Here is a 13676-nt window from a genome sequence, read left to right on the forward strand (position 1 = left end):
CAGGCTGCCATGAGCGTCGTCAGGTGCGACGGGATCGTGCAGATCTACCAGGCGCAGGACGTGGAGGTCGTCGCGCTGCGCGACGTGGACCTGGTGATCGACAAGGGCGAGACGGTCGCGCTGCTCGGACCGTCCGGCGCGGGCAAGTCGACACTGCTGTGGCTGCTGGCGGGCCTGCTGCGCCCGAGCGCGGGCCGGCTGTGGCTGGACGGCACCGACATGGGACGGCTCGGTCAGCGCAGGCTCGACCGGCTCAGAGCCGCACACATCGGCATGGTCCTGCAGAACCCCGCACGCAACCTCATCGGCTACCTCTCCGCCGCTCAGAACGTGGCCTTCGCCCAGCGCGCGGTCAAACGCGACAAGCGTCACGCCAGGGACCTGCTGCGCCGCGTCGGCCTGGAGGACGCCGGAGACCGCCCCTCGGGCCGCATGTCGGGCGGTGAGCAGCAGCGGCTGGCCCTGGCCGTAGCCCTGGCCAACAGGCCCAGGCTGCTGCTGGCCGACGAGCCCACGAGCCAGCTCGACGAGGACTCGGGCGCCTGGGTGGTGGACCTCATCAAGCGCGCCACCGAGACCGACGGCACGACCGCCGTCGTGGTCACGCACGACGCCGCGGTGAGCGAGGCGCTGAGCCGTACCGTGACGATCAGGGACGGCCGGGTCGGCGCGGAGGGCAGACGCGGCGAGGACTTCGTGGTCGTCGGCAGGGAGGGCGCCGTGCAGGTGCCGCCCGAATACCATCACCTGCTGCCGCCGGGCTCCATGGCCAGGATCGAGGAGCTCGAGGACGGCATCGCGCTCAGGAGGGCCGAGCCTTGATCCTGCGCGGCCTCCGGGAACGACGCGCGCTCTCCCTGGTCGTCCTGCTGATCGCGATCGTGCCGATCGCGTCGGCGGCGGTGGGGCCGATCTACTCGGCCGCCGCGCGCACCACGATCGTCAGGGACGTGATGAAGTCGGCGCCGCTGGAGGGGCGCGGCTGGCGCTACACGACGACGACCGGCGGCATCGAGGCCGCGGTCGGGGCGTTCACCAAGGGGGCCGGGTTCACGAGCCGGCCGATCTTCGGCATGGAGACCACGAGCGGGCGGCGGGACGACCGGCGCTCGTTCTCGCTGGTCTGGCAGGACGGGCAGTGCGCGCACCTGCCGCTGGCCAAGGGGCGTTGCCCGAGCGCGGGCAAGGAGGTGATGGCCAGCCAGGCCTCAGGGTTCAAGCTGGGCCAGACGATCTATCTCAGCTCCGTGGCCACAGGCGAGTTCGGCGACACCAGGCGCGACCCGGCGCCGCTCAAGGTCGTCGGTATCTACCGGCCAGGGTCGCAGGCCGACCCGTTCTGGTTCGGCAGGACGTTGTTCTCGCCGACCGGCGAGCCGGGCCGGGACAAGGCCGACGCGCTGTTCACCGTGCCGCAGACCCGGCTGGACACGTACGTCATCGCCGGCGCCGTCAACTACGCGAGCGTCCGGGAGGCCGAGAACGGCTGGACCGACTACGGCATCGTCTTCATCGACCCGAACCGCCTCGAAGGCACCGACGTCGAAGCCCTGGCCGCCATGCAGGCCACCGCCGAGTCCGCGGGCAGGAACAGCAATGCCATCGTGTTCTCCCGCGTGGGCGACATGCTCGCGCTCATGACCGCGAACACCGGCTCGCTCGGCGTGCCGACGCTCCTGGTGATCGCCCAGCTGGTCGGGCTCGGCTGGATGCTGCTCTTCCAGACCGTGGGCGACCTGGTGCGGGCGAGGGGCGCGGAGATCGCGCTGGCCAGGCTGCGCGGGCACGGGCGGGCACGGGTGTGGCGGTTCGCGCTGGCCGAGCCGCTGCTGCTGCTCGCCGTCGCCGTCCCGCTCGGGCTGCTGCTCGGGCACGCCGCGGCAGGCGCCATGATCGGCGCGCTGCTGCCGACCGGCGTCCCGGCCCGCTTCCCGCCGGAGGCGGCGCTGGCCGGGGTCGCGGCCACGCTCGGCGGCGTGCTGGCCGCCGCGCTCGCGGCCTGGCGCACGGCCACGCGCCCGGTCACCGAGGAGTGGCGGCGCACTCCGCGCAGGTCGGCGCGCGGCTGGGTGCTCGACTCAGTGGTCCTCGCGATGACCGCGCTCGGCCTGGTCGAGCTGCTCGCCACCGGTGTGATCGTGAACGTGTCCGGGCAGAGCTCGGCCGCGATGGCCGTGCCCGGGCTGGTCGCGCTGGGCGTGGCGCTGCTGGCCAGCCGGGCGCTGCCGGTGCTTACCAGGCGGCTGTTCGGGCTGACCAGGCGGCGCGGCGGACTGGGTCCGTTCCTCGCGCTGCGGCAGGTCGCGCGGGGGCCGGTCACCGCGGGGAGCGTGGTGGTGCTGGGTGCGGCGTTCGGGCTGGCCACGTTCGCGGTGTCGGCGTGGAGCGCCACGTCGGGCGACTACCAGGAGGCTGCCGTGTTCCACAACGGCGCCCCCACAGCGATCACGGTCAGGCCGGTGGAGCCGGGCAAGCTCATCGCCGCCGTGAACGCCGCCGACCCGGGCGGCAGGACGGCCGCACCGGTCATCAGGGTGCCCGGTCCGCCCCAGATGGTGGCCTCCGATCCCGCGCGGCTGGCGGCCGTCGCCTCACGGCGGCCAGGAGGCGGACGTACGAGCTGGCCGCGCTGGAGGCGTCGGGCGCCCGCGTGGCGGCCCTGCGGGTGGCGCTCCTGCTCGAACAGGTGATCACGGTCGCCGCCGGGACCCTGGCGGGCCTGCTGGCCGGGCTCGTGGCAGCCAAGGCGGCGCTGGGGCGGATCCCGCAGTTCGCCGAGCCCCCGGTCACGCCGCCGCTGCCGCACGCGGTCGCGGCCGTGCCCGTCGCGGCCGTCGTCGGCGTCGCGCTGCTGGTCAGCCTGCTGGCCGCCGTGCTGGTGTCGGAGGCGCTGCTGCGCGGCATCCGCGTGGAGCGACTCCGCGACGTCCCCTCCTAGCTGCCCGCGGGCTGCTTGGCGAGCTCGCCCATGTACGCCCTGGCCAGGGTGAGCGCCCCGTCCATCGCCTCCTTCTGTGGCATGAACTGGACCTTGGGCGAGTTCATCGGCTCGTCCTTCGGCCGCTGGTGGCCGTTGTAGTCGATCCTGACGGCGACCGAGCCCTTGCGCATCAGCACCGTGCCGGTGGAGGCGAAGACCTCGCTGTGCCGGTTCTGGATGAACTGCTGGTACGCCTGGTCGCCCAGTCCCTTGACGTCGGTCAGCTTGCCCCAGGAGATGCCGCCGATCGACGACTCCGCGGTGTGCTTGTCGCCGCCGTACTCGCTGGCGTAGTAGCTCTTGGCGGCGGTCTCGTCGGCCGCGCCCGCCCGGTTGGTGAACCGGTGCACGGTGATCAGCACGCTGCGGATCTTCTTGACCCCCTCGCCGTCGCCCGGCAGGTCGACGTTGAGCCAGCGGCACTCGGTCTGGGCGTCGGCGCCGGCCGCGGTGCCGCGCGCCCGGGTGGTGGGCTGGGGCACCAGCCGCGTGGCCACCTCGGTCACGGCCGCGCAGTCGGCCGGGAACTGCGCCAGCACGGTCGGTGAGGGCGTCGGCCGCGCGCTCGGCGTGGTCGTGGCCTGCGCCGGCTCCGCCTGGGCCAGCACGTTGGGGTGCTGCTTCTGCCAGGCCGCCAGGCCCTTGGCGAAGTGCCCCACCAGACCGCTCACCTCGCGGATGGCGTTCTCCTCGTTGATCGACTGCATGCCTTCGTTGGACAGTATCTGCGCGTCCTTGCGCTGCTGCCCGGCCTGGAACTTCACCTCGATCGTCATGTCGCCGACCCGTGCGTGGGCCAGGCCGTAGGAGTACCACAGCAGCTCGCCGCCCCGGCGCCAGGTGTACTGCGCGAACGCGCCCTCACCGACGCCCGGGATGTCTTTCATCGGCGAGATGTACTCCTTGTCGCCGGGGTCGAGCGAGGGCTTGGCGGTCTCCCTGTACTTGCCGCCCTGGTATTCGACCTCGTACGAGTTCTGTGCCATGGCCCGGCCGGTCTTGGCGCCGTCGCCCTTGTGCTGCTCGATCCGTACGTCGATCTCCCTGCTGCGCCAGAACTCGCCGAACGAGATGCGGTCGTTCTTCCAGTTGCAGATGAAGTCGACCGTGTAATCGCCGTCCTTGGATCTCTTGGAGACGGTCGCGTCGGGCACCAGCCGGTCGGCCTCCTCCTCCGGCAGCATGGCGCACACGTCGAGGCCCGCCGCCGCCGTGGCGGCGGACTGCGACGGCGCCGCGCTCCTGGCAGTGGGCGGCTTGGAAGCGCCGGAGACCTTCTCCACCACCACGTACGCGCCCACCCCGCCCGCCGCGACCACCACGACGATGGCGGCGGCGAGCGTGGGCAGCAGCCAGGCGGGCCGCCGCGGCGGCGGGGGCGGCATCGGCGGCAGTGTCGGGGGCTGGTTCGGCGGCGAGGGCGGCATCGGCGGCATCGCCGGGGGCTGGTTCGGCGGCCCGAACTGCCTGCCCTGCGCCTGGGAAGGGGGTGTGGGCGGCTCCCACTCGTTACCGGGATTCACTGGCACTCCTGGGGTTGCCCTGACTTGGGGGGAAACATCCTAGTCACGCCCCTTGCAAGGTGCTTGCAGTTCTCATCTTGACCGGCTCACTTGGACAGGGCCGCCGCGATCAGGCGGGCGGCCGCGAGCGCCGGTTCTTTGTCCAACGGGGCCGAGACCGGCACGTCGGTACGCTTCCAGACCACCTCGCCGAGCAGGTTGCTCGTGCGGAAGAGCACCGTGCTGGTGGAGAAGCCCTCGACGTCGGAGCTCCCGGAGATCTCGAAACTGTTCTGGATGATCGCCGCCTCCCCGACGCCCTTGACGTCGCCGACCGAACCGCGGGCGAGGCGCCGCTCCGTGCCCTGCCCCGCGGTGCGGCTGGCCTTCTCGCTGGTGAAGCGGCGCAGCGCCACCTGCGGGCCGCTGAGGTCGCCGTCGGGTTGCTCGGCCCAGGTGCGTACGATGAGGCGGCGCTCGTCCGCGATGCCCTGGCGGACGATCCACTGGCACTCGCCCGGCCTGGTGAGCGTGCGCTTCGGCTTCTCCTTCACGATCTGTGCGGCCTGGGCGTCGCTGAGCAGCGCGCAGGGGTCGGGCGTCTTGGCGAACCTGCCCGTCTCGGGCCCGCTCCCCAGCGCGCCCGCGGCGTACCAGCCGCCGGCGCCCAGTGCCACGGCCGCGGCGAGCACGGCGGGCACCAGCCACCACCGGCGCCGGGGAACCGGGGCGGGCCCGGCCAGGGCGGTCAGCGCCTGGCGGACCTGGGCCGCCGTGGGACGGGCTGCCGGGTCCTTCGCGAGCATGGCCATGAGCAGGCCGCCGAACTCGCGGCCCGCCCTCACCGGGAACGGCGGCTCGTGCAGCAGCACCGCCGCCGCCACCGCCGCGGACAGCTCCCGCTCGAACGGCGCGCGCCCCTCCACCGCGGTGTAGAGGCTGGCGCCGAGCGACCACAGGTCGGACGCCGGGCCGGAGGGCTGCTCGTTGAGCCGCTCGGGTGCCATGTAGCCGGGCGAGCCCGCGAAGCCGAACCTGCCGCCCTGCCCGCCCATCTGCGTCGCGATGCCGAAGTCGGTGAGCATGGCCGAGCCGTCGGCGTCGAGCAGGATGTTCGCGGGCTTGACGTCCTGGTGGAGCATGCCGCTGGCGTGGGCCACCTCCAGGGCGGACAGCACGCGCAGCCCGACCGCGGCCACGTAGCCGGGCGGCAGCGGCCCCTGTTCCTTGATCACTTTGTCCAGGGAGCGGCCGCTGACCAGGTCCATGATGATCCACGGCTGGTCGCCCTCCAGGACGACGTCGTGGACGAGCACGATCGCCGGGTCGCGCAGCCTGCCCGCCGTCCTGGCCTCGTGGATCGCGATGCCGGCGAACTCCGCCCGCTCGGGCGGCGTCAGCCCGTCCGGCACACGTACCTGCTTGACCGCGACCTGGCGGTCGAGGATCTCGTCGATGGCCCGCCACACCGTGCCCGCGCCGCCCTGCCCGAGCCGCTCGATCAGGCGGTAGCGGCCGGCCAGCAGATAGAGGTCATCCGGCATTGCGCAACGCCTGCTCGCTCGCCTGCGCCGCTTTCAGCGCCGTCTGCTTGATCTCCTCGTCGGTCGGCTTGTCGCCGAGCGCCGTGTATTCGACGACGACCACCAGGTTGGCCAGGCGGTAGAAGACCTGCGCGGTGTGGACGCGGCCCGTGGTGCCCTTCAGCTCGAAGCCGAACGCCTCCTCGCCGACGCCGGTGACCTGGCGGACCGGGGTACGGTCGGCCTGCTGCCTGGTCTTCACCCCGATCTCGGGCCAGATCCAGTCGGCGGTGTCGTACCTCTCCCAGTGGCGCTTCTGATTCTGGAACAGCGTCTTGGCCGAGACCGTGGTCATCGACCAGGGATCGACGGTGTCGGAGTCTTTCTGCACCTGCAGGCCCACGCCGGTGTTGGTGACCGTCCAGCTGCACTCGGGGCCGTCGCCGTCCGAGCTCGGCTGCGCCTTCGGGGGACTCTGCGTACGCAGCAGCCTGCCCACGTCCTGCCGGCTGAGCAGCGTGCACACATCCATCGGCGCGGTGAACGCGGCCGGCACGGCGTCCGCCCGGTCCCGCAGGACGAGGAAGGCGGTCGTGCCGCCCGCGGCGAGGACCAGCGCCGACGCGGCGGCGATCCAGAGCGCGGCCCTGCCGCCGCGCCGGCCGACCTTGCTGGGCGCGGTCGCGTCATGGTTGGCCGGCAGCGGCGGCGCCTGCCCGCCCGCGGCCACCTGCCTGAGCGCGTGCACGACCACCCGCGCGTCGGGGCGGGCGGCCGGGTGCTGCTCCATCATGGCCGACAGCAGCGGACCCAGGGGCCCTGGAGCGACCGGTGCGGGCTCCGTCAGCGTCGAGCGCACCCGCTGGGCCGCGGACCCCGCGTAGGCGGGCGCGCCCGTCAGCGCGACGTAGAGCGTGGCGCCGAGGGACCACAGGTCGCTGGCCGGACTGCCGGACTCGCCGGCGAGCCGCTCGGGCGCGATGAACCCCGGCGAGCCGATCATCAGCCCCTGCTCGGTGAGCGTGGCCTGGCCCTCCTGCCTGGCGATGCCGAAGTCGGTGAGCACCACCCGGCCGCTCTCGGTCAGGAACACGTTGCCCGGCTTGACGTCGCGGTGCTGCATCCCCAGCGCGTGGGCCGCCATCAACGCCTCCAGCACGTCGGCGCCGACCCGCGCGGCATGGTCAGCCGGCATGGGTCCGAACTCGCGCACCGTCTCACCCAGCGTGCGACCCCGCAGCAGCTCCATGACCAGCCAGGGCCGATCCTGCTCGACGACCACGTCGTGCAGCGCCACGATGCCGGGATGCCGCAGCCGCGCGGTGGCCTGCGCCTCGCGCACGGCCCGCTTCACCGAATCGGAACGCTCCTTCGGCGACATGCCTTCGGCCAGCGTGAGCTCCTTGACCGCGACATCACGGTCAAGCATCTCATCCCTGGCCAGCCACACCTTTCCCATGCCGCCCGCGCCAAGAGGGCGCAGCAGGGCATAGCGGCCGGCAAGTCTTCCCGCGGACATACAGGGAAGGGTAACTAAGGATCAAGAGGGATGGTTATTCGTTCCTGTCGGTCCCCCTCTCTATGGTCTTGGATCGTGGACGCGGTTCAAGGCACTCTCGACGAGCTCGGCACTCCGCTGAGCGACGTCACGTTCGTCGTGTTCGACCTCGAGACGACCGGCGGCGCCCCGTCCGACGACGCCATCACCGAGATCGGCGCGGTCAAGGTCCGGGCGGGCGAGGTGCTCGGCGAGTTCTCCACGCTGGTCGATCCCGGTGGGCCGATCCCGCCGTTCATCTCCGTGCTGACCGGCATCACCGACGCCATGGTCACGGCTGCCCCGCGGATCGAGGCGGTGCTGCCGAGCTTTCTCGAGTTCATCCGCGGGGCGACGCTGGTGGCCCACAACGCCGGCTTCGACACCCGCTTCGTCAAGGCCGCCTGTGCCGCCCACGGCTATCCCCCGCCCGCCAATCCGGTCGTCGACACCGTCGACCTGGCCCGCCGGGTGCTGACCCGCGACGAGGTCCCCAACGCCAAGCTGGCGACGCTGGCCAGGTTCTTCCGCAGCGCCACCGAGCCGTGCCACCGCGCCCTGCAGGACGCCAGGGCCACCGTCGACGTGCTCCACGGGCTGATCGAGCGGGCGGGGGCGTTCCAGGTGCACACGCTCGAAGAGCTCAAGTCGTTCGTCCGCGCCCCCACGCCCGAGCAGCAGCGCAAGCGCCACCTGGCCGAGTCCGTCCCGCACGCCCCCGGGGTCTACTTCTTCGAGGACGAGCGCGGCGAGGTGCTCTACATCGGCAAGAGCACCAACCTGCGCAACCGCGTGCGCTCCTACTTCACGGCGGGCGAGACCCGCCCCCGCATCCGCGAGATGATCGGCATCGCCGAGCGGGTGCGCCACATCGTCTGCTCGACCGCCCTGGAGGCGGAGGTCAGGGAGCTGCGCCTGATCGGCGGCGCCAAGCCCCGCTACAACCGCCGCTCCCGCTTCCCCGAGAAGGTGCTCTGGCTCAAGCTCACCACCGAGGTGTTCCCGCGCCTGTCGATCGTCCGCGAGATCAAGGACGACGGGGCCACCTACCTCGGCCCGTTCACCAGCGCCCGCGCCGCCGACGACGCCCGCATCGCCCTGCACGAGGCGGTCCCCCTGCGCCAGTGCACCCAGCCCATCACGCTGCGCACCCGGCGGTCGGCCTGCGTGCTCCACGACATGGGCCGCTGCGGCGCGCCCTGCGAGGGCAAGGAGAGCCGGCAGGAATACGCGGTCCACGCGGAGAGCGCGCGCCGGGCCATGACGCTCGACGCCTCGCTGGTCTTCACCGCCGTGGCGGCCCGCATGGAGCGGCTGTCGGTGGAGCAGCGCTACGAGGAGGCGTCGGTCGACCGCGACCGCCTGGCCTCCTTCGTCCGCACGGCGGCCCGCATGCAGCGGCTGAGCGCCATCACCCGCATCCCGCAGTTAGTGGCCGCCAGCCCGGCCTTCGACGGCGGCTGGGACATCCACGTCATCCGCTACGGGCGGCTCGCGGCGGCCGGCGTCATGCCGAAGGGCGCCCATCCGACCCCGTTCGTGGAGTCCCTGACGGCCACCGCCGAGGCCGTCATCCCGGGGCCCGGCCCGATCCACGCGGCCAGCGCCGAGGAGACCGAGTGCATCCTGCGCTGGCTGGAGTCGCCCGGGGTGCGACTGGTGGAGGTGGACGGCGAGTGGAGCCTGCCCGCCTGGGGCGCCGCCCGCCACAAGACCCGCATCGACCTGGCGTACCGGCATCTCGATCAGCGGCGAAGCCGGGAGGGGCGACCTCTGAGGTGAAACGATATGGTTGAGCCATGGTCACGGCTATCGTCCACATCAATGCAGAGGTAGACCGGATCCCGGAGGTCGCCCAGACGATCGCCGAGATCGAAGGGGTCAGCGAGGTCTACTCCATCACCGGCGACTACGACCTGATGGCGATGGTGCGGGTGGCCGCCTATGAGGAGATCGCCGAGGTGGTGCCCGGGCGGATCAACAAGGTGGCCGGGGTGCTGCACACGGAGACGCACATCGCCTTCCGCGCGTACTCCAAGCACGACCTGGACGCCGCCTTCTCCATCGGCTTCCCCGAGGCCGACTGACCGCTTTCCGTCAGCCGCGCCCGCTCACCCGGGCGCGCGAATCGCCGTCCTGCTGTGCGTCGCCGCTTCAGCCGCCACCCTCTCGTGCCTGCCCGCACGACGGCGCACCACCGGCAACGCACGCCCACCCATAGGCCGACCCGCACGACGGCGCAGCACCGTGCCGCAAGCCCACCCCTTCGCCGCCCCGCACGACGGCGCAGCACCGCCGCCGCGAGCCCACCCGTTCGGCTTCCCAGGGCGCGGCGCCGTATCCCTGAGGCGGCGTGAAGTGCGGCCCGCCGAGCGCCCTGCAGCCGCTCCGCCCCGCCCGGTGAGGCCCGTCCGCTCGTCGATGCCTGGTGTCTGGCATGCCGGCCGCTCCCCCGCGCGATGACGCCCGGCAGGTGGCGTGGAAACGGCGGCGGGCCCGGACGAACGTGTGTCGTCCGGGCCCGCCGTCAGGTGTGGCGAAGAGGGTGGGTCAGTGGGTGAGGCTGCGGTCGTCGCCACCGGAGCCGATGGCGGCGTGCTCCTCCTCGTGCCCGTGTCCGTGCCCGTCGTCCAGCGGGATCTTCTCCCCGCCGTACGCCTTCGACATGCGTGCGCGCAGCTTGCCGATCGGGCCGCGCATGCCCTTCGGCGGGATGCCCGCGGCGTCCTCGGCCACCGGCAGCATCGCCACCGGCTCCTTGCCGCGCACGTGGGCCTCGATGTCGTCCGCCTGCGGCGTGTGGACCTCGATGAACTCACCGTGCGGAAGCCGCTTGATGACGCCGGACTCCACGCCGTGCGAGACGACCGCGGCGTCGGAGCGCTGCAGGCCGAGGCACATGCGGTAGGTGATCAGGTACGCCAGCGCCGGCGCCACGAAGATCAGCACCCGCCCGGCGTACGTCGTCCAGTTGAGGCTGATGTGGAAGTTCGCCGAGAGCTCGTCGTTGGCGCCGAGCAGCCACAGCACGCCGTAGAACGTGATGGCCGACATGCCGATCGAGGTGCGGTGCGGGTTGTTGCGCGGCCGGTCGGCCACGTGGTGCTCGCGGTTGTCGCCCGTCACCCAGCGCTCGATGAACGGGTAGAGCGCGAGCCCCGTCATGATGATGCCCATCGGCACCAGCGCCGGGATGATCACGCTCAGCGGCAGCGTGCCCGCCTGGGAGGTGCCGAAGAGGTTGATCTCCCACGGCACCATGATGCGCAGCGCGCCCTCGAGGAAGCCCATGTAGAAGTCGGGCTGCGAGCCTGCCGACACGTCGGCGGGCGTGTACGGGCCGAACAGCCAGATCGGGTTGATCTGGGTGAACGTCGCCAGCCCCGCCACCGTGGCGAGCGTGAACAGGAAGTACGCCCCCGCCTTGGCCATGAAGGCCGGGTAGAACGGCGCGCCCACCACGTTCTGGTTGGTACGCCCCTTGCCCGGCATCTGGGTGTGCTTCTGCACCCACATGAGCACCATGTGCGCCGAAATCAGCGCCAGCAGGATGCCCGGGATGAGCAGGATGTGCAGCGAGTAGAACCGGGCGATGACATCCTCACCCGGATATTCCCCGCCGAACAGGAAGAACGTGATGTACGTGCCGACCAGCGGCAGCGAGATCGCCACGCCCTCGGTGATCCGCAGACCCGCGCCGGAGAGCAGGTCGTCCGGCAGCGAGTAGCCGGTCAGGCCCTCGGCCAGCGCCAGCGTCAGCAGCAGCACGCCGATCAGCCAGTTGAGCTCGCGCGGCTTGCGGTAGGCGCCCGTGAAGAACACCCGCAGCATGTGGACCATCATGCCGGCCACGAACATCAGGGCCGCCCAGTGGTGCATCTGCCGGATGAGCAGACCACCACGGACGTCGAAGCTGATCTCCAGCGACGACGCGTAGGCCTCCGACATCATCACGCCCTTGAGCGGCGCGTACGAGCCGTCGTAGGCGATCTCCATCATGCTCGGCTTGAACCAGAACGTCAGGAACGTACCGGTCAGCAGCAGGATGACGAACGAGTAGAGCGCGATCTCGCCCAGCAGGAACGACCAGTGGTCCGGGAAGATCTTGCGCAGGTTGCGCTTGAGGAAGTTGGCCCCGCCGAGGCGGTCGTCGAGGAACGTCGACGGCCCCGCGATGCCCTTGGGAACGGCATTGAGCTCGCTCATGCCTGGCCTCCCTTCTCCCTGGCCGCCTGCTCGGCGTCACCGCGTTCCCAGTAGCTGGGGCCGACCGGCACCTCGAAGTCGCCCTGGGCGACGAGGTAGCCCTCGGCGTCGACGGAGATGGGCAGCTGCGGCAGCGGCCGGGCGGCCGGACCGAAGATGACCTTCGCACCGTCGGCCGCGTCGAACGTCGACTGGTGGCAGGGGCAGAGGATGTGGTGGGTGTTCTGCTCGTAGAGGGCGGCGGGGCAGCCCACGTGAGTGCAGATCTTGGAGTATGCCACGATGCCGTCGTGCGTCCAGTTCTGCCGGACGCCGCTCTTGAGCTCCTCCGGGCGGAACTTGATCAGGATCAGCGTGGCCTTGGCGAGGGCGTTGAGGTCGTGCTCGTAGCCCTCGGGGACCACCGACAGGATGCCGCCGGGCGAGTTGAAGTCGGCGGCCCTGATCGGCTGGCCGGTGCCCTCGACGACGAGCCTGAGCGGCTTGCCCTCCTTGGTCTTCTCGCCCCAGACCGTGTGGCGCAGCGTCTTGTGGAACTTCGCGCCCGGCATCTTGTTGTTGTCGAGGTCGCGCAGCAGCACCAGCGGCACCAGGCCGAGGGGCGCGGCGGCCAGCAGCAGCGTGCGGCGCAGCAGCTTGCGCTTGACGAAGCCGCTCTCGTTGGCCCCCTGGACGAACGTGTCGGCCACGACCTCGCGGTCGTCCTCCTCGGAGGCCATCGCGTGGCGCTCCTGGATCAGGGAGTACTTCGGCATGATCTGGCGGACCCAGATCACGATGCCGACCGCCAGCCCCAGGATCGCCACCGTCAGCGAGGTGCCCAGCGCGAAGTTGGACACTCCGGTCGCCTCGGGGCTGCCGACCTGGAAGACCACGTAGGAGATGATGAACGCGATGGCCGCCAGGAACGTGATCGTGTAGCAGAGCGCCACGATCTTCTCGGCCTTGCGGGCCTTGGTCTCGTCGGGCAGCGTGACGCCGGGGACTTCCTTCTCGACGTCCGCCGCTTCCGCGGTGCCGAGCATCGAGGTGCCCGGCGCGGGGGTGCCGATGACGCGCTTGGGTACGCGCTCATCGGGCTGCTCGATCTCGTGCTCGTTGTCTGTCATGACTTCTGTCGCTTCTTCGCGGTGATCCAGATGGCGGCGAGTGCGAGGACGCTGAGGCCCACGATCCACGCTACGAGACCTTCGGTGACCGGTCCAATGCGCCCGAGGCCGAAACCTCCCGGGTCCTTCTGCTCGCGGACCTGGGTGATGTAGGCGATCATGCTGCGCTTCTCTTCAGGCGTGATGGTCGAGTCGTTGAAGACCGGCATCGCCTGCGGGCCGGTGACCATCGCCTCGTAGATCTGCGTGGGGGTCGCCGAGTTGAGGTTGGGGGCGTACTTGCCCTGCGTGAGGGCGCCGCCGGCGCCGACCCAGTTGTGACACTGGATGCAGTTGGCGCGGAACAGCTCGCCGCCCTTGCCGGCGTCGCCGAGCTTGGGGTCGACGTGCTCCGAGGCGGGGACCTGCGGGCCGCCGCCCAGCGACTGCACGTAGGCGCCGATCTGCCTGATCTTCGTCTCGTCGACCCAGGGCGCGAGCGGCTTACGCGGAGCCTGCGGGCCGGGGTTGGCGGCGGGCATGCGGCCGGTGCTCATCTGGAAGTCGACGGCCGCGGCGCCGACTCCGATGAGCGTGGGCGCCTTGTCCTTGATGCCCTCCGCGTTCATGCCGTGGCAGCTGGAGCAGTGCTGTACGAACAGACTCTTGCCCTCGGCCACGTCATCGACCTTGCCTGCCGCCAGTGCCGCGTCGGCAGGCTTACCCGCCTGGACAAAGGCGGCGTATACCATCCCGACCAGCGCCAACGCCAAAATCAGGACGGCGTATCTCGCGAGGGGATGCCGCCGCCAAGCGGTGATCCTAGTCACAGAGATCCCG

11 protein-coding genes are annotated in these 13676 nt (G+C 71.3%); 5 read left to right on the plus strand and 6 right to left on the minus strand.

Annotation, left to right across the window (positions count from 1 at the left end; all coding sequences use genetic code 11):
* Positions 1–9 precede the first annotated feature (9 nt).
* From ACIBVN_RS11615 to ACIBVN_RS11625, 3 genes are read left to right on the plus strand one after another with little or no spacing between them, the layout of a single operon-like run.
* The gene (locus tag ACIBVN_RS11615) at positions 10–822 is read left to right on the plus strand and encodes an ABC transporter ATP-binding protein (protein ID WP_397135197.1); all 813 of its coding nucleotides are present in this window, start codon (positions 10–12) and stop codon (positions 820–822) included.
* Entirely contained in the window at positions 819–2690 is a 1872-nt protein-coding gene (locus ACIBVN_RS11620; RefSeq protein WP_397135199.1) for an FtsX-like permease family protein, read from the plus strand. The genes ACIBVN_RS11615 and ACIBVN_RS11620 overlap by 4 nt, the downstream gene beginning before the upstream one ends.
* Positions 2651–2938, plus strand: coding sequence for a hypothetical protein (locus tag ACIBVN_RS11625; RefSeq protein ID WP_397135201.1), 288 nt, complete (start codon positions 2651–2653; stop codon positions 2936–2938). The genes ACIBVN_RS11620 and ACIBVN_RS11625 overlap by 40 nt, the downstream gene beginning before the upstream one ends.
* Here the strand turns inward: ACIBVN_RS11625 and ACIBVN_RS11630 are convergent.
* The 3 genes from ACIBVN_RS11630 to ACIBVN_RS11640 form a co-directional block, all read right to left on the minus strand.
* On the minus strand, positions 2935–4503 hold the full coding sequence (locus tag ACIBVN_RS11630) for a hypothetical protein (protein WP_397135203.1): 1569 nt from the start codon (positions 4501–4503) through the stop codon (positions 2935–2937). The two genes, ACIBVN_RS11625 and ACIBVN_RS11630, sit on opposite strands and share 4 nt — an antisense overlap.
* Positions 4504–4589: 86 nt before the next feature.
* Complete coding sequence (locus ACIBVN_RS11635) at positions 4590–6026, minus strand: serine/threonine-protein kinase (RefSeq protein WP_397135205.1); 1437 nt, start codon at positions 6024–6026, stop codon at positions 4590–4592.
* On the minus strand, positions 6016–7524 hold the full coding sequence (locus tag ACIBVN_RS11640; protein WP_397135207.1) for a serine/threonine-protein kinase: 1509 nt from the start codon (positions 7522–7524) through the stop codon (positions 6016–6018). The genes ACIBVN_RS11635 and ACIBVN_RS11640 overlap by 11 nt, the downstream gene beginning before the upstream one ends.
* 30 nt (positions 7525–7554) lie before the next feature.
* Between ACIBVN_RS11640 and ACIBVN_RS11645 the strand changes: the two genes are divergently transcribed.
* Both ACIBVN_RS11645 and ACIBVN_RS11650 read left to right on the plus strand, forming a co-directional pair.
* A complete protein-coding gene (locus ACIBVN_RS11645; RefSeq protein WP_397135209.1) occupies positions 7555–9324 on the plus strand; it encodes a DEDD exonuclease domain-containing protein in 1770 nt (589 codons plus the stop codon).
* A gap of 17 nt (positions 9325–9341) precedes the next feature.
* Positions 9342–9629, plus strand: a complete 288-nt coding sequence (locus tag ACIBVN_RS11650; protein WP_349448115.1) for an Lrp/AsnC ligand binding domain-containing protein — start codon at positions 9342–9344, stop codon at positions 9627–9629.
* Positions 9630–10092: 463 nt separating this feature from the next.
* Here ACIBVN_RS11650 and ACIBVN_RS11655 read toward each other — a convergent pair whose 3' ends face one another.
* Genes ACIBVN_RS11655 through ACIBVN_RS11665 form a run of 3 tightly spaced genes read right to left on the minus strand, consistent with a single transcriptional unit; the run spans position 10093 to position 13666 of the window.
* Positions 10093–11748 (minus strand): cytochrome bc complex cytochrome b subunit, encoded by a 1656-nt coding sequence (locus ACIBVN_RS11655; RefSeq protein ID WP_397135211.1) that lies wholly within the window; start codon positions 11746–11748, stop codon positions 10093–10095.
* Positions 11745–12857 carry a Rieske 2Fe-2S domain-containing protein gene (locus ACIBVN_RS11660; RefSeq protein WP_397135213.1) on the minus strand — a complete coding sequence of 371 codons (1113 nt, stop codon included), beginning with the start codon at positions 12855–12857 and terminating at the stop codon, positions 11745–11747. Before ACIBVN_RS11660 ends, ACIBVN_RS11655 begins: the two co-directional genes overlap by 4 nt.
* Complete coding sequence (locus ACIBVN_RS11665) at positions 12854–13666, minus strand: c-type cytochrome (RefSeq protein ID WP_397135215.1); 813 nt, start codon at positions 13664–13666, stop codon at positions 12854–12856. The genes ACIBVN_RS11660 and ACIBVN_RS11665 overlap by 4 nt, the downstream gene beginning before the upstream one ends.
* Positions 13667–13676 lie beyond the last annotated feature (10 nt).

It is taken from the genome of Nonomuraea sp. NPDC049400, assembly GCF_044466425.1.
Taxonomy (GTDB): domain Bacteria; phylum Actinomycetota; class Actinomycetes; order Streptosporangiales; family Streptosporangiaceae; genus Nonomuraea.